General features: G+C 30.3%; 22 protein-coding genes and 2 pseudogenes. 4 read left to right on the top strand and 20 right to left on the bottom strand.

What is annotated here, in order from left to right; all coding sequences use genetic code 11:
• Positions 1–254: 254 nt before the first annotated feature.
• Complete coding sequence (locus LGK95_RS18150) at positions 255–458, top strand: hypothetical protein (RefSeq protein ID WP_226126327.1); 204 nt, start codon at positions 255–257, stop codon at positions 456–458.
• 132 nt (positions 459–590) lie between these two features.
• On the opposite strand, the gene LGK95_RS18145 is transcribed toward LGK95_RS18150, so the two are convergent.
• Together LGK95_RS18145 and LGK95_RS18140 are read right to left on the bottom strand one after the other, a co-directional pair.
• Positions 591–1,616, bottom strand: coding sequence for a DUF5661 family protein (locus tag LGK95_RS18145; RefSeq protein WP_226126326.1), 1,026 nt, complete (start codon positions 1,614–1,616; stop codon positions 591–593).
• A gap of 277 nt (positions 1,617–1,893) precedes the next feature.
• Positions 1,894–2,016, bottom strand: a complete 123-nt coding sequence (locus LGK95_RS18140) for an SHOCT domain-containing protein (protein ID WP_226126325.1) — start codon at positions 2,014–2,016, stop codon at positions 1,894–1,896.
• Positions 2,017–2,249: 233 nt separating this feature from the next.
• Between LGK95_RS18140 and LGK95_RS18135 the strand changes: the two genes are divergently transcribed.
• Entirely contained in the window at positions 2,250–3,377 is a 1,128-nt protein-coding gene (locus LGK95_RS18135) for a GGDEF domain-containing protein (RefSeq protein ID WP_226126324.1), read from the top strand.
• Between the two features lie 354 nt (positions 3,378–3,731).
• Here the strand turns inward: LGK95_RS18135 and LGK95_RS22880 are convergent.
• The 11 genes and pseudogenes from LGK95_RS22880 to hflX form a co-directional block, all read right to left on the bottom strand.
• A pseudogene (locus LGK95_RS22880) lies at positions 3,732–3,887 on the bottom strand (DapH/DapD/GlmU-related protein); the annotation flags it as partial.
• Between the two features lie 770 nt (positions 3,888–4,657).
• Positions 4,658–4,870 (bottom strand): annotated as a pseudogene (locus LGK95_RS18125) (ATP-binding protein); the annotation flags it as partial.
• 271 nt (positions 4,871–5,141) lie between these two features.
• The gene (locus LGK95_RS18120; RefSeq protein WP_226126323.1) at positions 5,142–5,576 is read right to left on the bottom strand and encodes a hypothetical protein; all 435 of its coding nucleotides are present in this window, start codon (positions 5,574–5,576) and stop codon (positions 5,142–5,144) included.
• Positions 5,577–5,756: 180 nt separating this feature from the next.
• Complete coding sequence (locus LGK95_RS18115; RefSeq protein WP_226126322.1) at positions 5,757–5,924, bottom strand: hypothetical protein; 168 nt, start codon at positions 5,922–5,924, stop codon at positions 5,757–5,759.
• A 128-nt stretch (positions 5,925–6,052) separates the two neighbouring features.
• Positions 6,053–6,793: a YebC/PmpR family DNA-binding transcriptional regulator gene (locus tag LGK95_RS18110; protein ID WP_226126321.1), complete on the bottom strand. Its 741-nt coding sequence runs from the start codon at positions 6,791–6,793 to the stop codon at positions 6,053–6,055.
• 169 nt (positions 6,794–6,962) lie between these two features.
• On the bottom strand, positions 6,963–7,628 hold the full coding sequence (locus tag LGK95_RS18105; RefSeq protein WP_226126320.1) for a YigZ family protein: 666 nt from the start codon (positions 7,626–7,628) through the stop codon (positions 6,963–6,965).
• A 65-nt stretch (positions 7,629–7,693) separates the two neighbouring features.
• Complete coding sequence (locus LGK95_RS18100) at positions 7,694–8,353, bottom strand: HEAT repeat domain-containing protein (RefSeq protein WP_226126319.1); 660 nt, start codon at positions 8,351–8,353, stop codon at positions 7,694–7,696.
• Between the two features lie 11 nt (positions 8,354–8,364).
• Positions 8,365–9,789 (bottom strand): MocR-like pyridoxine biosynthesis transcription factor PdxR, encoded by a 1,425-nt coding sequence (gene pdxR / locus LGK95_RS18095; RefSeq protein WP_226126318.1) that lies wholly within the window; start codon positions 9,787–9,789, stop codon positions 8,365–8,367.
• A gap of 26 nt (positions 9,790–9,815) precedes the next feature.
• A complete protein-coding gene (locus LGK95_RS18090; RefSeq protein ID WP_226126317.1) occupies positions 9,816–10,712 on the bottom strand; it encodes a nucleotidyltransferase domain-containing protein in 897 nt (298 codons plus the stop codon).
• 453 nt (positions 10,713–11,165) lie between these two features.
• Positions 11,166–11,654 carry a hypothetical protein gene (locus LGK95_RS18085; RefSeq protein WP_226126316.1) on the bottom strand — a complete coding sequence of 163 codons (489 nt, stop codon included), beginning with the start codon at positions 11,652–11,654 and terminating at the stop codon, positions 11,166–11,168.
• A 109-nt stretch (positions 11,655–11,763) separates the two neighbouring features.
• Positions 11,764–13,551, bottom strand: coding sequence for a GTPase HflX (gene hflX, locus LGK95_RS18080; protein WP_226126315.1), 1,788 nt, complete (start codon positions 13,549–13,551; stop codon positions 11,764–11,766).
• Between the two features lie 122 nt (positions 13,552–13,673).
• On the opposite strand from hflX, the gene hpt reads away from it, so the two are divergent.
• A complete protein-coding gene (gene hpt, locus LGK95_RS18075; RefSeq protein WP_226126314.1) occupies positions 13,674–14,198 on the top strand; it encodes a hypoxanthine phosphoribosyltransferase in 525 nt (174 codons plus the stop codon).
• A 103-nt stretch (positions 14,199–14,301) separates the two neighbouring features.
• Here the strand turns inward: hpt and yunB are convergent, their stop codons facing one another.
• A complete protein-coding gene (gene yunB, locus LGK95_RS18070; RefSeq protein ID WP_226126313.1) occupies positions 14,302–14,997 on the bottom strand; it encodes a sporulation protein YunB in 696 nt (231 codons plus the stop codon).
• A gap of 214 nt (positions 14,998–15,211) precedes the next feature.
• Here yunB and LGK95_RS18065 point away from each other — a divergent pair, with 214 nt between their 5' ends.
• A complete protein-coding gene (locus LGK95_RS18065; RefSeq protein ID WP_226126312.1) occupies positions 15,212–17,665 on the top strand; it encodes a transglycosylase domain-containing protein in 2,454 nt (817 codons plus the stop codon).
• A gap of 64 nt (positions 17,666–17,729) precedes the next feature.
• Here the strand turns inward: LGK95_RS18065 and spoVAE are convergent, their stop codons facing one another.
• From spoVAE to spoIIAA, 6 genes are all read right to left on the bottom strand, one after another.
• The gene (gene spoVAE, locus LGK95_RS18060; RefSeq protein ID WP_226126311.1) at positions 17,730–18,089 is read right to left on the bottom strand and encodes a stage V sporulation protein AE; all 360 of its coding nucleotides are present in this window, start codon (positions 18,087–18,089) and stop codon (positions 17,730–17,732) included.
• Positions 18,090–19,106 carry a stage V sporulation protein AD gene (gene spoVAD, locus LGK95_RS18055; RefSeq protein WP_226126310.1) on the bottom strand — a complete coding sequence of 339 codons (1,017 nt, stop codon included), beginning with the start codon at positions 19,104–19,106 and terminating at the stop codon, positions 18,090–18,092.
• A 6-nt stretch (positions 19,107–19,112) separates the two neighbouring features.
• A complete protein-coding gene (gene spoVAC / locus LGK95_RS18050; RefSeq protein ID WP_226126309.1) occupies positions 19,113–19,565 on the bottom strand; it encodes a stage V sporulation protein AC in 453 nt (150 codons plus the stop codon).
• Positions 19,566–19,761: 196 nt separating this feature from the next.
• Positions 19,762–20,514: an RNA polymerase sporulation sigma factor SigF gene (sigF, locus tag LGK95_RS18045; protein WP_226126308.1), complete on the bottom strand. Its 753-nt coding sequence runs from the start codon at positions 20,512–20,514 to the stop codon at positions 19,762–19,764.
• A 10-nt stretch (positions 20,515–20,524) separates the two neighbouring features.
• Complete coding sequence (spoIIAB, locus tag LGK95_RS18040) at positions 20,525–20,953, bottom strand: anti-sigma F factor (RefSeq protein WP_226126307.1); 429 nt, start codon at positions 20,951–20,953, stop codon at positions 20,525–20,527.
• 13 nt (positions 20,954–20,966) lie between these two features.
• A complete protein-coding gene (spoIIAA, locus tag LGK95_RS18035) occupies positions 20,967–21,302 on the bottom strand; it encodes an anti-sigma F factor antagonist (protein WP_226126306.1) in 336 nt (111 codons plus the stop codon).
• Positions 21,303–21,706: the final 404 nt, after the last annotated feature.

Here is a 21,706-nt window from a genome sequence, read left to right as displayed (position 1 = left end):
TCTATAACTTTTAATTTATTTCAAAATTATTTTAAAGTTTAGTAGTAAATGTAATATACTTCTTAGTAATTCTAATTGTATGTATATAATCTCTTTTTATTTATATTGACTTTAAAGATCAACCTTATAATACCATATTATTCAATTTATGTTATTTTTTTTATTTGTCATTAAACAATAAAAAATTACAAAATATAAATGAATATCGGATAAAAGTCAAAGAAGATATACGAAGTGGTACGAACCTTTCAGCTATGAATAGAAGTCCGATACAAGATACTTCTAAATTTACTCCTGATGACTGGGTAAGATACATCACTCCGCTATTAATCCGCGCTTTAGCAGAAACTAAGGAAGGACTTAACCCTGAACACTTGTATCAGGAATTTATTTTATCAGGCGTGCTTGTTGGACTTGGAAAGACTCCTCAGGAAGCCATTGAACAAGTTGAGGAATGAAAAAAAACAGGTGTCTCACAGCTACTTGCAAAGAGCAAAATGGCAAGGGGTTACTATTTTTAGAGTGTAAAGCTAAATATAATAATAAAATGCGATACTTAGTATTTAAGTTATTGCATTTTATTTCTATGATTACCCTTTAAGTACACCAATCTTAGGCAGCTTAGCCAGTTTGCTTGCCACTCCATGGCAGCTTTCAAACTGCGAGCTTAAATCTTTACCAGCAGTTAAGTCATAGTGTATCGCTCCGCTCCATTTTGAATTATCGCTGACATCATATACGATTCCGTTAACTGATACATAGGCAGGTTTTCCCATAGTACCGTCATATTGGGCAAGTTCATTTAAAGTAAATACCTTTGTTTGCCTGCAAAAACCTCTTGATGTTGACCAATATGCTTTTGCTTCTTCTTCAAGCAATTTTAATCTTGTATAATAATCTGGAAACTCACTGAGGTGAGCCAGTGCAATTTTTCCAGTAGTAATAGGCTCATCGGCAGTTACATTTGTCTGATTGTATTTTCTTCCATGTTCAAGTTCAGTGGTTACTCCCATCCAGTACTCATTTAAATCAAATTTACTGTTTGCAAAATCAATACCGAGAAGTAAAGCAATAGCTGCAGCTTCCTCCTTAGAAAAGTTAGTTTTAGCAGTGTCTAAATTGGTTGCTACACTATTTGAATTCTTGTTCAGTATATAGTTGTACTTAGTTGCATGCTTCATCTCATCAGTGAGAATTCTAAACACTGTATCCCTATATAGCCTGCTAGGCAAACCTTCTCTTATAAATCTATACTTTTCCATAGCACTCAATTCACCAAAAACAGATTTGCTTATACCTTCAATATATGACGCTGGTCTTATGAAATTTTCACCATTATTACTTTGAATTTCTACACCAGTGTAATATTTGTACATTTCTCTAAACCACTTACGATGATTTCTTTCTTCATCTCTTATGGATGTGATAATGTTTTTTTCTTCTTGAGTAGAGGCTACACTAATCAAGTAATCGTAGAGAAGTTCATCAGCTCTTTCATCTTGTACTGCTTCCTGTATAAGGTCTAGTGAGTTGTTAAAAGATTCTTGAGTAAAATCCATACCATAGTTGGAATAGTTTATGCGTGGTGCCATATAAGGGTTTCCATATTTATACAAATAAATCACTCCTATTAAAAACTTACTATTAATATATGTAGATTTACTATTAATGAGCATGTACATAAAAGCACCCAAACAATTTAGCAATGCTTACGGATTCTGTGGAAATATAGAATTAAATATTTTACATTAGATTTATTATAGTTGTTAAATCGTAATGTTCATATTTTAAGGAAAAAATATAATTGATTTTCCATTAAACTATGTAGTATTAGACATTGAAACAATATCAGAAGCACATTTGTGATTAGCTGCAAAGACTCTTCTGATTTTTTCATTTTAATAATTCTTTTTCCTTAATAGAAAAGTCTTCTTCTGTTATAATTCCATCATCTAATAATTCTTTATATTTCATAATCTCATCTGTTACTCTTTGTTGATTACCCTCTAATTCCAATAACCTCACCCCACTTATTTTGTCTGATTTAAGGCATGGTGATATTTTGGGCTTTTTTATAAGAGTAATTATAGTAACTTTAATTGGACTTTTGTTAAACATTATATGTGAAAAATAAAACATATAACTGCTCATAAGTAATTATATTGTTTCATACTTGTAAACTATGATGAAGTAACTAATAACATTTCAAAAGCATAAAGTAAATTAAGAATTAAATTCAAGGAAGTGATATGACTAATATGATATCATTAATCAGCACGGATGTTCTTGCAATCATTGCACTTTGTTTTACAATAAGTTTTGCTAAGCGGAACGTTGCAATATGTAATAAAAAAAATATGATTTACATATCTGCAGCAGATATTACAATTATTTTGCTAATTTTAGAAATAACGACTATTTTAATGGAACTTTCAAGTAACAACAAACTTATGATACCCCACCGTATAGCTAACATCTTAGGATTTTCTTTGAGCCCCATAGTTCCTTTTATTCTTTTATTCTTTAATAGCAATAAAGAAAAAATTTTTTTGTATAATTGCTTTTTAACAATACCATTATGTTTTAATGATTTTATGTGCGTTTTAAGCTATAAAACAGGCTTCATCTTTTTCGTCGATGCTCAAAATCAATATACACGAGGAAATTTATTTTTACTGCCCACTATAATTTGCATGTTTTATTATGTATTGTTTGTAATAGCTGTAATCAAAAATAGTGTTAAATACGAAATGGAAGATAAAAAAATCTTAATTCTTGTTCTTTTTATACCTATACTAGGAAGCATTCTTCAGATTTTATTTAAAGATTTAATACTAATTTGGAGCTGCACCTCTATATCTTTGCTGATATATTATATTTTTTTGCTTGAGCTACAATTCAGATATGATATTCAAACTAGAATTAAAAATCGTGCAGCATTTGAAAATGAAATGGAAAAATATATAAGTAAAGATAAAAATGCAACAATTGTTGTGTTTGATTTAAATAACTTAAAGAGTACTAATGATAAACACGGACATAAAGCTGGAGATGAAATGATTTTTCATACCGCAAAAATTATAGAGGAAAGCTTTATGGGTGTTGGTAAGGCTTATAGGATCGGCGGTGATGAATTTTGTGTTATTTGTAACGAGATTCCAAGGGAATTATTAGATAGTGCTCTATCTAATTTAGATGACTTATTAATTAAAGTAAATCAAAAGAATCACATTAAAATTGTACTTGCTTATGGACATGCATTTTACAACAAAAATGAAAATGAAAGTATATATTCTACATTTGTTCAAGCTGATAAAGATATGTATATTCACAAAGCAAAATTAAAGGGATTTTATGGTATAATGGAGAACGATTAGTAAAATGATGTATATTTTATAAAGATATATTTTATAAAGATATATTTATATAGCGATAAAACTGTGAATGAAAGAATAGCTGCTTTTGTTTGAATCCTTTCTGAAATCATTTCAAGTTCGCCACTTTATATCTATAAATTTATCTATAAATATATAGATAAAGGTAATGAATAATATTCTAATATGTCATCTCAAATAACCCCATACCATTAGATATGGGGTTTAATATTGCGATTCCAATGATGTTAGTATCAAATGTCATAAAATTTATATTTCACTACATAATTATTCTACCTATATAAATATAATGATATGTAAATAATTAGTATTGCATTATTCCCATTCAATATTATTTTTAATTACCTTGGCAGGCACTCCCACAACTAAACACTTAGTAGGTACATCCTTTGTTACAACTGCCCCTGCTGCAATTATTGCACCATCTCCAATGGTTACTCCTTTTAGAATGGTTGCTCCCATTCCAATCCATACATGATTGCCAATATTAATTGGTTTTGATTCTTCATATCCTTCATATATGATATTATGGTTATCCGAATCTCTTATGGTCACCTGATCTGCAATAATAACACCAGTGCCTATTGTGATATGATTAAAACATAAAATCATTGAATTAGAATTTATATACCCACTGCCTATTTTTAAAACAGCGTTTTCTTGTATGCTTACAGTGCAACCATTAAATATAGTAAAATCTCCATCAATAATTAATCTACTTGACTTTTTAGCTAAAAAAATAGTTTCTCGGTTGGTCACCATATCCCAAAATGTTCCTATATTCAATCTCCCATTAATTTTAATAAGACTGTCTCTAGCAATCTTAATTCTTGCTTTCCTATAAGCCAAAATAGATATTTTCTTTTCATTTTTTCTATAAATAAGCAATGAAAAATATAATGTCTTTAAAAGATTAATTTCTTTCAGCATTTTCAACCTTTTTGTTGCTCTTGTTATCATAACATCATCCCCCTATGTAATATAATTTATACTAACTAGTATACTCATTTTCTTATTCTCCTTTACCTGTTTCTTCCTAAAGTTCTCCCATGTCGATTTATATCATTCTTTGTCATTAATGTTTATATTATCACACAGATTGTAATACTACTAGGTGCATTTTGTTGCATCTTATAAATTATAAGATAAAATTAGTTTGCAAATAAGAATCCGCCTTTTGGCGGATTAATTATACAACAATATAAACATAATTGATTAAAATCATCAATGTTGTATTTGTCAACTGAAAATTTCCCCGAATTTTAATTATATCCAGCTAAACAGGCCTTTATTCCGAGGCCTACGGAAATATGAGTTTTCCCAGTTCCAGGATTTCCAGCTAAAATTACATTTTGACCTGTTTTAATAAAATCAAGTGAACTTAACATATTTATTTTTTTCTTAGCATCAGTTGGTAAATCTTCTATTACAAGGTCTTCAATATATTTTTTATAAGGGAATTTTGCTAACCTAACTCTGTTTTGTTTACTGCTTAAGCTTAGTAAATTCCCCTTCTAATTGTTCTATGTTGACCTTTGCTTCGTTAACGGTTAACTAAATAAGACAATCCTTATTAATATTCTTATTGCCACTTGTCATAGCAAGCATCTACGAATCAATTTTATTCTTCAAAGCTTTTCTAGGCACAGTTTGTATAGCTTTTACTATTTATTTTAAAATATTTTAAGCATATAAAAAAGCACTCAAATTAATGAATACTCTTATATACTAACGGTTTATTAATCTTTATATCCTTGTAACTTGTATATTAGCTTGAATTAAGTTTTTAAAAATTTCATCAATAGTATTTTCATCAATAAAATCTTTCAATTGTGGGTTACTTTCTTTAGCATTAACATAAATAATTAGATATCTTCCTAATTCTTTAACAATCCTTAAATTAATATACACCATATCATCACGACCATTTTTATCAATGCTACTAAAAGTAATTCTATCATCATAATAACCTATTTTAATTTTTTTATAACCTTGTATTTCAATATAACTCTTTGAATCTGTTGTTGCTTGGACATCTTTTACATTATATTTGTCCAAACTTCCGTTAAAAATATCAACAAAATTTTGCATTGCTTTACTAATAATATTAGTATCAATTGTTAATTTTCTAAACTGCAAAGCTAATTGCTCTTTCCAATCCATTTCTTCTTTCAAATCCATTTATTCTTTACCTCCCCACTATAGAACTACTTATACTATATAATTCTATAAGTGTAATCATATTCCTTTATTGCAAATATCTTTAGTTATCCTTATCTTCAATTATTTTAGTCAGTGTATCAATTTATAGCTCTTCATTATTAACCTTACTATTATTCTTCTTAAATACATCCAAAGCTTTTATCTTAGTATTCCTTGTAATTCTTCTAAAGTTTCGATGTTTAATTCTTGTTTCAAATAATTATGAAATAAGGCATTGCTATTTTTGTAACTTTTAATTGTCCTTTTAGCATAATTTACCTCACAATCGAATAAGAATTTCCTTAAAATATCTTTTAATTCCAACAAAAAAAGCACCTCCAAATATATATAAATAATACATACATTTAGAAGTGTTATTTGCCTTCATGAATCGATGAAAATACGTTTGTCATCACAATTTAAGTTCCTAAAATCTTAGAAACCGTTGCCATACCCTATCCCTCAAATTCCTCTGGGTACTCAGCATTGTGATAGACATCCTGAACATCTTCATTCTCCTCAAGAGTATCTATAAGCGCCTGCACTTTAACAGCGCCTTCCATGCTAGTTGGTACCATGTTATCTGGTATCATTGTAATTTCTGCAGAAGCAAATTCAAAACCTGCTGCTTCTAATACTTCCCTTACTTCTCCAAAGGTTTCAACAGTTGTAATAATTTCAAACATTTCTTCTTCTGCGTTGAAATCTTCTGCTCCTGCTTCAAGTGCTAACATCATTATCTCATCTTCATCCATAACATCGGTTCTTTCTATAATAATTTGACCTTTTTTAGCAAACATCCAGCTTACGCATCCAGCTGATCCCATATTTCCATGGTGTCTATCAAATGCATGCCTTACAGTTGCCACACTTCTATTTTTTTTGTCAGTTAACGTTACAACTACTACGGCAACGCCTTCTGCTCCATAACCTTCATAAACTATTTCTTCGTAACTTACGCCCTCAAGCTCCCCAGCGCCTTTTTTAATTGCTCTATTTATTGTATCTAGTGGCATATTATTAGATTTAGCTTTTGCAACTACATCTCTAAGATGGGCATTAATTTCTAAATTAGAGCCACCATTTTTGGATGCCATTATTATTTCTTTACCTAATTTTGTGAACACTTTACCTCTTATAACATCAATTTTACCTTTTTTCTGTTGTATGTTGTGCCATTTAGAATGTCCAGACATTTAAATTCCCCCCAACTAATTATTTTATATGTGAAATATTTCTAAGCAAGCCTAATAAATAGCAATACTTCTATGAATTAGTTTAAGTACATTACATTACCATTATATCATAGAAATAAAGTACTATTCAAATAAAAAAGAAAAGTATATACTACTTTTCTTTTCAAGACTAAATGATAGAATTTATAACTTCACTATCGTACAATCTATTTTCTAGTTTGAAGTATATTTTAATCTCATCTTCGTAAAACAAAGCTTTTCCTGAGGTAACCTCAGTTATTTCTGACTTTAATTTTTCTAAATTACTAAACTGACAAAGTATTTTGATTTTTACTTTGTCAGTATAATCTATATGCTCTATATAAAAGTTTTCTCTAGCACACACATGTTGTAACTTCCCAAGTAAATCGTATTCAATTAATATTTCTATTAGTATACCTTTAACCTTTTCAACTATACCGCCTTCTTTAATAGCTAAAGATGCTCCTTTTGAATAAGCTCTTGCAAGGCCTCCAGTTCCTAGAAGAATTCCTCCAAAGTATCTGGTAACTACAACAGCTACATCTGTTATATCACTCTTCTTTAAAACCTCAAGCATTGGAATACCTCCAGTGCCTTGAGGTTCTCCGTCATCACTATACCTTTGTACTTCTCTATTTTCACCAATTATATAGGCATAAACATTATGCCTTGCTTGTTTGTGTTTGCTTTTAACGCAATGAATAAATTCTTTAGCTTCTTCTTCACTTTCAACTCTTTTACTATGTCCAATAAAAATAGACTTTTTCTCTTTAAATTCAGCAACGGATTCATCTTTTATTGTAAAATAGCTCATTTTATTTCTCCTATCAATCCCTACTTGTTCTAGATTAAAACTTAAGGTAAACCTCTAATTATTATCTATAATTGCTTCATTAGCAATAAAAAACTCTGTGCAGCGTCGATTATATACTTTTTATCTGTGTTTTCATATATACCCTTTATCTTTATAATAGCTTTTTCACTTTTTATTTTTCCTAGAGATTTTATTGCATAACTTATCACTTGTGGATTCTCGTCACAAAGTGCTCTAATTAATGCTCCTTCAGCCCTTATATCTCCCATTTTTCCCATAGCCGAAACTGCCATTCTACGTACATTTATGTATTTATGAACAGATGCTTTAATCAAAATATTTAGACAAGATTCTTCCTTTAATTCTCCCAAAATCCAGACTGCAGACTCTTTGTCTTTAGGGTGCATTTCAACATATGTTGTTCTTATTAACTCAATTAACATATTTTTATTATCTTCACTCATTGAATTCAGAAAAAATATTTTATCTTCTTTACCGGCTTTAGCAATACTTTTAAAAAGTTCTTCAGTATCATTGCTATGCACTAAAAATCTATATTTTATTTTACCATCTATAATATGTTTTTGCACAATGGCATTATCCAAATTTCTAATTTTACATATTGCTTCCATGTTTTTTCCCTCTAAAAATAAAAAATAAGATATTTCCTCATGGGAATATTTACTTATACTTGCCCAATCAATGTCCACTAGTCCTTTTCTCAAATCTTCTCTCCTTACTCTTTAGCTATTTGGGTCTCCTCATTTAATATCTCTGATATAATTTTAATTCCTTCTTCTATTTCAGGTTTTCTCATTTCAGAAAAGCTCAATCTAAAATAATCACTACCCTCCTGAGCATTCTTATAGAATAAAACTCCTGGCGTAACAAGAACATTTCTGTTTTTGCACCTATAAAATAATTTCATAGAATCAATTTTAAATTCAACAGCTATCTTAAAATAAAAATGAATTCCACCTCCTGGAGTATAATAACTAACCTTATCACCTAAATATTTTTCTATACAATCAAGCATAAAGTTATATTTCTCTTTGTAAGCCATATTAAGTCGACTTATGTGTTCTTTCCAAAGATCTTTATTTATATATAAATCTAGAGCACGTTGCATAAGACTTGATGTTGATATATCTGTGTTTATTTTTGAATTTTGAATATGTTCTTTATGTTTCTGTGGTGATATCATATAACCTAGTCTTATTCCTGGAAGAAATATCTTTGAAAAACTCTTTATGTAAATAACTCTATCATTTATATCTAAGCTCTTAAAACTCCTATATAACTTATGATCATATATTAGTTCAGATAAATAATCATCCTCTACAATATAAAAATCATATAACTCAGCGAGTTCTAATATTCTTAGCTTTTTATCTAAACTATAGGTGGCTCCTGTAGGATTTTGGAAATAACTCATGGCATAAAAACATTTTATTTTGTTCTTTTTTAATACCTTTTCAAATTGAGGTAAATTTATGCCATCTTCTAACATATCGACTTCAAATATATTAGCCCTTCTCCATTTAAAAACAGTTAGTGCACCTCCGTAAGTTGGCTTTTCTACAACAACATTATCATGTACATTAATTATAGACTTAGAGACTATATCAATACCCTGTTGTGCTCCTGAGAGTATCAATATATCCTCATTACTGACCTTATTATCCCAGAAGAAACTACTTATGCTATTTCTAAGTCCCTCATACCCCAAAGATTCTTTATAAGCAAAAGCCTCCGTACCATCTCTATCTAATACCTCATTTAATACATCTTTAAATACTGTTACCGGGAAAAATTCACTACAATTAATTTCTCCAGTAAAATCCACATAGTTTTTTAGATCTCTCCCAGATATTTTTTTCAAAGTATTAGAATATTCCTTTTTAAACCTAATGTTTGTATCTCTTCTTTTAGCATAAGTGCCACTGCCCATTTTTTGATATGCATAACCCTCAGCTTCAAGTTTTTTATAAGCACTGACTACAGTAACCTCATTAACCATTAATATTTTTGATAAATTCCTTATTGAAGGTAATTTTTCACCATCATCAACATTGTTTTCATCAATCATTTTTTTTATGTGCTTTGTTATTTCTATATACTTAATACTATCATGATCAAATTTAATTTCATACTTATGCATATGTCCACCTATTTATTTTAAAAGTATTAAACAAAATAAACATTTTGGTAAAATAAGATTTTATCTTTGTCTATCTTAAAATCTCTACTTTCTTTTTTAATAATATTTCTTTCCCATAATTTATTTAGTAGTTCTTCCATATCAATGTCAAAATCCTTAAACAAATCATCCTTCATAATCTCCTCTGAGCTCAAAAAGGTATCTTTTTCTCTTATATAGTTTAAAAGCAAGGCACAATTGCTCTTAATACTTGAATTTATACTTTTCTCTAAAAATGTCATAGTCTCTTGAATTGTTTCTACTGGATTAGATTTTTCAAAAAACAACTTATCAACACACTTTTTTAGTTCATCATTTAAATTTAAGGCCATTGCCATAACGTCCTTACTAATCATATATCCTGATGAGTTAACGAATAACCTTGAATACTTTTCTATACATCTTATACAAGTACTATAGGCTGTATAAATACCATTACTTGATAAATACTTTTTACATACTCCAATATCTTTTAATAATTCCCCTAGAAAATACATTCCCCAACGTTCTCTATCTACATCCGGAAAATATCTACCACCGTCGTAAATTACTGTTATATCAATATCTTTCGAAAATACTAATTTTGAAGCTGATAAAATTCTATGTAAAAACCCACCTTTTAAATCATCGGAATAAATTTGTATGAATTTTTCCTTGCCCATAAGTTTAATATGAATAGGAATACCCTTCTCCTCTGAATATATATCTCTAATTTTTTCATAATTTTCATTGACAATTACAATAAAATCAATATCTGATTCTTCCCATAAATCACCTGTTACCATACTTCCAAAAATCATTACTGATAAAACAGTTTCATCAATCTTTATTCTATCTAGCACACTATTAAAAGCATTTTGATATTGTAAAATAGTTTTTGTCATTTCTTTCACTCCCCCAATTAAAATGTATAAGTAATTCTAAATATATTCTATTATTTTATGACAAAGTTTCTTAAAAAATATTGTATTATTCTTAATTCTTTTATAAAAATTGCATATAAAACACTGGTATATATGCTCTCAAAATCTATTATTGTCATAAATGTTTATATTATCAGTATAATTGTCAAAAAAATTCTTGCAATATACCTTTATCGTTCATTATAGCACTACATTTTTCACAGTTACAGTTATTCCTTTCTAGATTATTATAAACCAGAACTATTATGCCCATAATTTTACTTAAATATTGTTTATCATATTTATTTCTTTAGATTTTTACACGTTAATTTTAATACTAAAGAGAAATGCATATTTATCTTTAGTATTAAAAATTTAAAAATAAAGAGAATCAAGTTTAAATTATTAAACTAACTCTCTTTATTAATATAAAATCTATTTAATGTCATAACTTGAAAATTTCAGCATTTTGTCAACTTTACATCTCAATACTTTAAGTACATCCCCAGAAATTTCATCAACTCCTTCTACTAAATCTAAAGCATCCTTTATTTTAGAACTACGACCAAAATTCGTATTTGCTAAACTAGCTGCAGTAGCTGAAAAATCAAGAGATGCAAGCCCTAAGGTATATAGAGTATCTATTAATGGTTTTATATCATTTTCAAAATAAGCCCTTGCTTTAAAATCTAACGGCAATCTATCCAATTCAAATCTTAAAATATTTATATCTGTAGCCTTTTCTGCCAATGTTTTAACATCAAAATTATTTGATGTATCGGTAGTGTTAGATGTACCCGATGTATTAGAAGTACCTGTTGTTCCTGTTGTTCCTGTAGTATTTGATGATGTTCTCCTATGACTGTCTTCTCTATTAACATTCTTAGCTTTTTCATTACTTGAATTTAAATCATTATCTCCCATATCTACTCCTAAATCCTATAATAAATGCTATAGACCTAATATTAAATTATATAAAATAAGCATAGATTTTATTACACTTATAAATAATTATTTATAAAGACAACCTCAACTATACTAAAATATACTTTTCACACTTGTTATAAACTTCATCGTCACCTTGTACAGACATAAGTGTTCCTTCTTCATTGAACTTTTCTGAATCAACCTTTGACCCTCTATGCAAATATGCTACCATTGCCTGATCACTATATGGTATAAGAACCTTAAATGTCTTTAATGTGTATGGAAATTCTTTGCATGTTTCTTTTAATAGCTCCTCCAAATTTGTACCATCTTTTGCTGATATTTCAATTGTTTTTAAGTTTTTATATTTTTCTTTTATCTTTAGTATATTTTCTTGCGAAGCTATATCAATTTTATTAAGCACTAATATCATTGGCTTATCACTTGCATTCAATTCTTTTAGAACTACATCTACAGCTTCTATTTGTAGCTCTGCAGTATCAGATGATGCATCAACTACATGTAGCAATAAATCTGAATATACAACTTCTTCAAGTGTTGATTTAAATGCTTCAACTAAATCATGTGGAAGTTTTCTTATAAACCCTACGGTATCTGTTACAGCTGCGACTCTATTATCCGGTAACATAAGCGCTCTTGTTGTTACATCTAATGTTGCAAAAAGCATATCTGCTTCAAACACTTTTTCTTTTTGTTGAACACTTTTTAATGCTGCAACGTCACATAATGCATTTCTAAGTGTTGATTTACCGGAGTTTGTATACCCAACTAAGGATACTTTTGAAATACTCTCACGGCTTCTCTTTTCTCTTTGTACATTTCTCGTAGTTCTTATTTTTTCTAATTCTTTATTTAAATCAAAAATGCCTTCTCTTATTCGTCTTTTATCAATTTCTAGCTTTTTCTCTCCAGGACCTCTTGTTCCAATTCCTGCACCTGTTCTTGAGAGCATTGTTCCAAGTCCAGTTAAACGTGGTAATCTATATTTTAATTGCGCAAGCTCAACTTGAATTTTCGCTTCCCTAGTTTTCGCTCTTCGAGCAAATATCTCTAGTATTAGTGTAGTTCTGTCTATAACCTTGCATCCAAGAACTTCTTCCAAATTTCTAACTTGAGAGCCTGATAATTCATCATCGAATATAACTATATTAGCTCTTAATGCTTGCCTTACGCCCGCTATTTCTTCCGCTTTACCTCTACCTATATATAACGCTGCATCTATTTTGTGTCTTTTTTGAAGCATTGTATCAATAGTTTCTACATTACAGGCCCTTGCAAGTTCTGTGAGTTCTACTAAATCATCTTCACTTTCTATACCTACCAAAATAGCTCGTTCCCCATCATCTTCAATAATTACATTTGTTTTCATTAATTTTTCAATATATCTAACTTTGTCTACTATATCATATTTTATAACTTCATCTATGTTTAAAGGTCCTATTTCCTCTTCTACTAGAATACCATTATCTATTGCACAAAAACCTATATTATATTTTAAGTCTTCCTTTTCTGATATTCCTATAGCTACTATACAATCTAGCTTTAATTTTATTAAAGCTGACATATCAAGAGCAGATAATCTTGAATTTCCGTTTGGATGAGTGTGTACTATTTTCACAGCCGATAATCGCCCTTCTCTTATATCAATTATAGGCAACTCTACTGTACTACTGTCTCCTATAGCCATACTTATTATATTCCCTTTTCTGTCTATTGATGCACTTACCTCTCTATCCAAATCTTGTGTTACCTCGGCTAGTACATCAACCAATTCTTGAGATAGAATACAATCTTTAGATATTCTTATTTCGCATGCTTTTTCTAATTTATTTAAAATTGAATTTTTAACTCCATCAGTATTTCCACTTATCATTATGAATCACTCCATTCTATTAATATTTTAACAAGTTTTCTTATTCTTATACTTGACAACATTCATATAATTTTATACCATTGTAGCGTCATTGTAAATATATATAGATGGAGGGATTAACATTGGATAATAAAAAAAGAAATATTCTTATATCTAAAGAGCAAATTGATGATAGGATAAAGCAACTCGGTATTGAAATTTCAAATGATTATATTGGTAAAAAATTATATGTTCTTTCATTATTGAGAGGTAGCTTTATTTATACTGCGGACCTTGTACGGCAAATCACCTTGCCTACAAAAATAGGCTTTATGACAACCTCAAGCTATGGTGATGAACTACAATCAAGAGGATCAGTTAATGTTGTAAATGACATTCCTGACAACATTTCTGGATTCGACGTATTAATAGTAGATGATATTGTTGATACTGGGATAACTATGGATTTTATCATATCACGTGTTATTTCTTTAGGCGCTGCTAGTGTTAAATCTTGCGTTCTTCTTGATAAAGTTGATAGGAGAAAAGTTGACCTAATACCTGATTATTGTTGTTTTGAAATTCCCAATGTTTTTGTAGTTGGATATGGATTGAATTACGGTGACTACTATAGAAATATACCTTACGTATTTAATTGGGAAGATTAGTAATCTTACTACCACAAAATTCGCGCAAAAAGTAGTAATAAAGTACATATATTTATCATTGAGAATAAAGTACGTTATAGCGCACTTTATTTTTTTACTTGTATTATTTACTAATTTTATTACCTAATTTAGCCCCTGTATCCTTTAAATCTAATTGAACTGCTGTATTAGGTATTTCCCCCACTATAATAGTTTCAGCAATTGGCACTTCATTATCTACCTCAATATCATTGTTTTTTGTAGGAATCATTACTCTAACCGTGGTTTTTACTTTTACATAAATCTTATGCCTCGTTTGATTCATACCTGCACTTTCAAACTCAGAGGAATATTTTGTTTCTACTTGTCCTATAGGTTGCATTTTTATGGTTATACATGGTCCATAATAAGATAGAATGTTATTTCTTGTTATGTACCCAATTGGAACCTTAATACCCACATCCCCCAATTTCACTAGTTCCTTTTGCGATTCTAATGCAACATCACAAGCTATTTTATTCATTTTGAGTGTATCGGCTTTTAGCATTACAATATTTCCCTGGGAATCTTTTTCTACTTTTATAACCTCATCGTAATTAAATTGCTTTGAATACTCATTAATAATTGATCTATTAACTATTTCTGTAGCTTTTGATCTCATCTCTGCATCTGCCACTGCCATTACCATAGGCATTGCATTTCTATCAAACATATACGTTAATATTGTAAAAAATATCGTTATTATGGTTATAATTATTAATAATCTAGTTTTGATATTAATTTTATATTTAGTATTTTTTTTAATATTTATCACCTCCATTTAAGGCTATATGTTATTATATGTTACTGCTTCAATGTAAAGAATTTAGATTTGATAGCAAAACTCAATATTTTGTATAAAATTACATATAAAATATACCCTATTTATATGGTATAATATTAAAAGCTAATTATAGTTAAACAGCGTAAATTTCTGGGAAATGATTAACAATCAATATTTGTTATTTGATCCATAGAAACAAGGAGGATACATAATGGGAAACGAAGAAACTACTCATAAAAAGAAAAAAAGAACTGGAAAGCATGTTTTTAAAAGCATTGTTTTCGCTATTCTAATTATAGGTTTAATAGCTAGTGTAGCTATAGGAGGTGTAATCCTCGCAATGATTAAGACAGCTCCAATTTTAGATATTAATCAATTTCTAAAATTGGATGAGATCACCACATTATTAGATAATTCAGGAAATGTTATGGATGAATATGTGGGCTCAGAGAGAAGGACTAATGTAGATATAAGTAAAGTTCCAATTAAACTACAAGATGCATTTATAAGTATTGAAGATACTAGATTTGAGACCCATCCAGGTGTTGATTTTAAAAGATTAGCAGGTGCCATACTTAATGATGTAAAAATTAAAGTGTTAGGCGGTGGTCAAAGTCTACAAGGAGCCTCAACTATAACTCAACAATTGGTAAAATATAGAGTATTTTTAGAAGATTCTATGGAAAACAGAACTTCTTTAAAGAGAAAAGTTCAAGAAATGTCTTTATCTCTCCAAATTGAAAAAGTTTTGACCAAATCTCAAATTTTAGGCACTTACATGAACACTATTTTTCTAGGAGGAAATGCTCATGGTATAGAAGCGGCTTCACAACAATATTTTAACAAGCCTATACAAGATTTGACCTTAAAACAATATGCATTTATTGCAAGTGCTGCTCAAAATCCTAGTGTTTCTTATAACATGGCTTCTAAAGCATTTAAAGCCAGCAAAGCTTTTGATTCTAATAGAACTAATGCTGTTCTTGATAATATGTATAAGTATAATAAAATTAGCAAAGTAGAATTTGATTCAGCTATGGCTGAACCGTTAACATTTAAGTTTCCTGACAAGAAGACCAAGATGAATTATGAATCTTTCTCTAAACCTGTAATTCTTCAGGTTGCTAAGGATTTAATGAAACAGTATAATATTAGCGAAAAAGAGGCCTACTCAATGCTTATGTACGACGGAGTAAAAATTTATACAACCATGGATAAAAATATGCAAGAGGCATCACAAAAAATAATTGATGCTGAAGTGGAATCCAACAGAAATACCAACCCCGAACTTCAAGCTGCATCTGTTATCATGGATTACCATACAGGTGAAGTTAAAACTATTATAGGCGGAACTACCACCAAGATTGTCGGTTCTTATAACAGAGCCGCGTCTCTTGACTACTTAAAGGCTCCAGGATCAAGTATTAAGCCTTTAACCGTGTATAGTCCAGCTATTGATTCAAAGATAGCTACGGCCTCTACAGTTATAGAAGATTCACCTGTACCTGCAAGCATTGGATATAACCCTAAAAACTCACCTGATATATATAGGGGATATTTAACTCTAAGAGATTGTTTAAAATATTCTGTTAACGTAGCCGCAGTAAAAATTGAAAATATGATTGGGCTTAAGACCGGCGTTTCATATGGAGAGAAGTTTGGATTACAACTAGATAACTCTGACACCACTAGTTTAGCTGCTATGTCTCTTGGTCAACTAGATGGTGGTGATTATACCGGAACTAATCCTCTTACTATGGCGGATGCATATGGTGTTTTTGGTAATAATGGGTCTCGCACTACTTCAAGGTTGTACACTAAAGTGGTTGATAGAACTGGAAAAGTATTGCTTGAAACAAAATCTGAAACAAAACCTGTTTTGTCTCCTCAGAGTGCTTATATCATGTATGATTTGTTGCAAGGTCCTGTGAGCAAGGGCGGTACTGGAACAAATGCTGTATTTAGCGACATGCCTGTTAGAGGTAAAACGGGGACTTCATCTGATTCAAAAAACTTATGGTTCGTTGGTTTAACGCCATATTACTCTTCAGCTATTTGGATTGGAACTGATAAAGGAGTTAAAATACAACAACTGGGTAGTAACGATGCTGCATCCATATGGGGAAAAATCATGAAAAAAGCTCATGCCTCTCTACCTGTGAAGGATGTACAAATGCCCTCTGGTATATCACCATATTCTGTATCAAAGGATTCAGGTGATATACCCACTGATTTAACTTATGCAGACCCAAGAGGCAATAGAGTATACTCGGAACTATTTATTGATGGAACTCAACCGACAACTCTTGACAGCATACACGTTACTGCTAAAGTAGTTAAGGACCCAAATGGCGAATATGTTTTGCCATCAAAATTAACACCACCTGGAATAATTGAATCAAAGGTCTTTATAAAGAGAAATTACATACCTAATGTATTTTTACAAGATTCAGCTTTTGTATTACCAACAGCTGTTGATTCTTTTTCAAAGGCTATTACAATTCCACCAGTTATTCCACCAGTTGTTCCACCAGTTGTTCCTCCAGTTGTTCCTCCAGCTACTCCAAAAGTTACAACACCCACTACTCCTCCTGTTACTACTCCAACCACTCCTAAAGCTGGAACTAATAAAATAGATAAGATTAAACCTGATACAAAAAAATAATTATTTTACTACTTAATAAATAAAAAGCTACTATTAAATATAAAATTTAATAGTAGCTTTTTATTTATTCCTTAGTTTTAGGATTAAATATTAATGCCATAATATACCCAAAGAAAATTGCAGCCGTAATACCTCCCGCAGTACCCTTTATCCCTCCTGTAAATGCTCCTATTAGACCAAATTCATCCACTTCCTTCATTACACTTTTAGCTAAACTATATCCAAAACCAGGTAGCGGTATAGTTCCACCTGCTTTTCCATATTTTATTACCACATCATATAAATTTAATGCGCCGAGTATTACTCCACCAGTTACAAATACAACTAGTATTCTAGCTGGAGTTAGTTTAGTAGTGTCCATAAGTATTTGACCTATTACACAAATTATCCCTCCAACTATAAAAGCCATAATGTAATTATTCATCTATTCACCCCCAAACTCTATTGAAACAGCATGAGCAATTCCTGGTATCGTTTCGCCTTGCAACGATGAAGTAGAACTTAGAAGTGCTCCCGTAGAAACTAACAGTATCCTTTTAAACTTACCTCTTAACATATTTTTAAGTAAATACCCTGTCGCAACAACCGCCGAACACCCACAACCACTACCACCTGAATTTGTTCCTTGTTTCTCTGCATCAAAAATTTTCTCACCACAGTCAATATAATGACCTTTCATATCGTACTTATATTCAAGCAGTAGTTTTTCTGTAAATTCTCTTCCTATGATGCCTAAATCTCCAGTAGCAATAATATCATAATCCGATGGTTTTCTACCCGTATCCATAAAATGTTGTTTAATAGTGTCTACAGCTGCTGGTGCCATAGCAACTCCCATATTATTTACATCAACTATTCCGTAATCTTTGACCTTTCCAGTTGTAACATGTGTGACATACGGAAAATTTCCTTTTCTTCCCAATACCATTGATCCTGCACCTGTAACTGTCCATTGCGTCGTTGGTGCTCTCTGACTTCCCATTTCGAGTGGTAATCTAAATTGCCTCTCAGCTGATGAAAAATGTGATGAAGTAGCAGCAACAACATAACTAGCAAGTCCACCTTCCATAATCATTGACCCAACGCTTAAAGACTCTGCCATAGTTGAACAGGCTCCATAAAGACCTATAAAAGGTATATCTAAATCTCTAGCTGCAAAACATGAAGATGATAGCTGATTTAATAAATCACCTGCTAGTAGATAATTTATATCAGCTTCTTTTAATTTTGCTTTTTTTATACTCTCTGATATAGCCGTATATAAAAGACTAGTTTCAGCCTTTTCAAAGCTTTCAGTTCCATTAAGATCATCTTCTATAATTTCATCAAAATACTCTTTTAATGGTCCCTGTCCCTCCTTAGGGCCAACTATATTGTAGGTACCAATAATTCTAGGTTTACTTTCAATTTCTACTGTTTGAAGTCCAATTCTTCTACCCATTTTGCATCACCACCTTAAAAAATAATATAAAATTCCTACAATTACTGATGAACCGATCCCATATACCAAAACAGGACCTGCAATAGTAAACATTTTTGCTGCTACACCAAATACAAAGCCCTCTTTTTTAAATTCCATAGCTGGCGAAACAATTGAATTTGCAAAACCAGTAATTGGCACAACAGAACCTGCCCCTGCAAAATCACCTAGCTTATCATAAACACCTATTCCAGTGAGTACAGCTCCAAGGAACACCATAATAATAGAAACATATGTACCTAGCTGATCTTTGGGAACACCAATTTTAGCGAAAATATCATTGATAAATTGTCCAATGACGCATATTAACCCGCCAACCCAGAAAGCATTAAAACAATGTAACAGTAAATTAGGCTTTGGGATATTATCAGAATTTAGTTTATCAAATTTTTTTCTTATTGTTTTTTCTTCCACCTTCATAAATATCCTCCTCGTTATTTTATTTAGTCCTACTAGTCATTAATTATTTCATTATGAAAATAGAATACACTTATTCATTTGTTTAGTATTTGCAAAAATATGATTTTTAGTCAAAAAAATAAGATGTAACTATAGATAAAAACTTCAAGATTAAACTTGAAATTATTTGTCTATAATTCATCTTATTAATAGATTGCTAGGTCAACTTTTCCTTCATAATTTTCAGAACTTTCTTTTCTATTCTCGATACCTGAACTTGACTAATTCCCATCATTTTTGCCACTTGAATTTGTGTATTGTCTTTGAAATATCTAAGCATTATTATCTGCCTTGATTTAGCATCAAGTTTTCTAAGTGCTTCTTTAAGTGCAATTTTATCTAAGACTTGATTGTCCTCTTCATATTTTTCACTTAATTTATCTATTAACAGAACTGGTGCGCCATCATCTTGGTGTATTGTATCAAATAAATACAGCATATTGCTAGCAGACTCTAATGCATATACTATATCTTCTTTTTCTATCTTACAAAAAACCGATAATTCGTCTATTGTAGGATCGCGACCAAGTTGCTTGGTTAAGGTATCTTTATCATAATGTAACTGCCTTGCTGTATTTTTAACACTTCTACTTACTTTTATAATTCCATCATCCCTAAGAAATCTTTTGATTTCCCCCATTATCATAGGCACGGCATATGTAGAAAATTTTACATTATATTTAGTATCAAAATTATTGATTGCTTTCACTAGACCAATACAACCAATTTGAAAGATATCATCATACTCATATCCTCTATTAAGAAACTTCTTGCTTATAGAAGCAACTAATGGTAGATTCATTTCTACTAAAGTATCTAGTGCACCAGGTTCTCCATTTCTAGCCATCTGAATAAGTTGCATATTATCTTCATAACTATAATTACTTTTTCTTATAATTTTCTGATCCATAATATTCCACCTAACTTAAAGGATTAAATATTTTTTTCATTATTATACTTGTTCCCCTACCTTTATCAGACTTTACTTCTAAGCTGTCCATAAAAGTTTCCATTACGGTAAATCCCATTCCAGACCTCTCGAGGTCTGGACGGGAAGTGTATAATGGTTGCATAGCAAGCTCTAAATTATCAATTCCTTTTCCTACATCATTAACTATCACTGTTAACTCAGTTCCATTAATAGTGGCTTCAATAGTGATCATATCCTCTTCGCTTTCATATCCATGAATAATTGCATTAGTAACTGCTTCTGATACCGCTGTTTTAACATCGGTAATTTCATCAATTGTAGGATCTAATTGTGAAGCAAATGCTGCTACTGCTACTCTTGCAAAACTTTCATTTTGCGATTTACTTAAAAATTCTATTTTAATTTTATTGTAACACATACTAATCCCCCCACTAAATGTTGTTTACAGCTTGTTCAACGTCATCATATAACATAATAATCTTAAACATTCCTGATAGTTCAAATACTCTTTTTACTGAAGATTTAATATTAGTTACACATACTTTACCATTTCTCATATGCAACTTTTTATACCTCCCAATGACTACGCCAATACCTGAGCTGTCCATAAATGTTACATCGCAAAAATCCATAATTAATTTGTTATAACTATCTCGCTCAAGTCTATCATCTATGATATTCCTAACTTCTTCAGCACTATGATGGTCTAGTTCTCCAGACATGTAAACAATTAATTTATCTTCGATATTATCAAAATTTAAATGCATTATCTTCCCCCCAAATCATTTGGTATTTAAATATTTTTTTCAATATGTCTAAATAATGTACCCTTGTTCTATATTCGATACCAAATATGATAATCCTTCTTTTTTTGTAATATATTTTCATTTTTTTATATTATATCCATTTTCATACTATCACTTATAACATATAACAATAATTTTAAAGACTGTAGTCTACGGCACTATAATAATATTATTGTTCGGGAAAGCATAATATATATGTCACAGAAGACTTAGTAGCTGATAAAAATCTAAAACATTATTAAAAACCATATCTAATTAATAAAATGGATCCTATATGATAGACACTAAAAAAGTCTATTCATATGGGATCTTTTTTTGTACAATTAAATTAGAAAGGTTGTGAGCATTATGAGTAAAAAAGTATT

Origin of the sequence: Clostridium algoriphilum (assembly GCF_020443705.1) — a bacterium.
Lineage (GTDB): Bacteria > Bacillota > Clostridia > Clostridiales > Clostridiaceae > Clostridium_AD > Clostridium_AD algoriphilum.
Note: the sequence above shows the minus strand (reverse complement) of the source record. Positions and strands in the feature narration are given on the sequence as shown.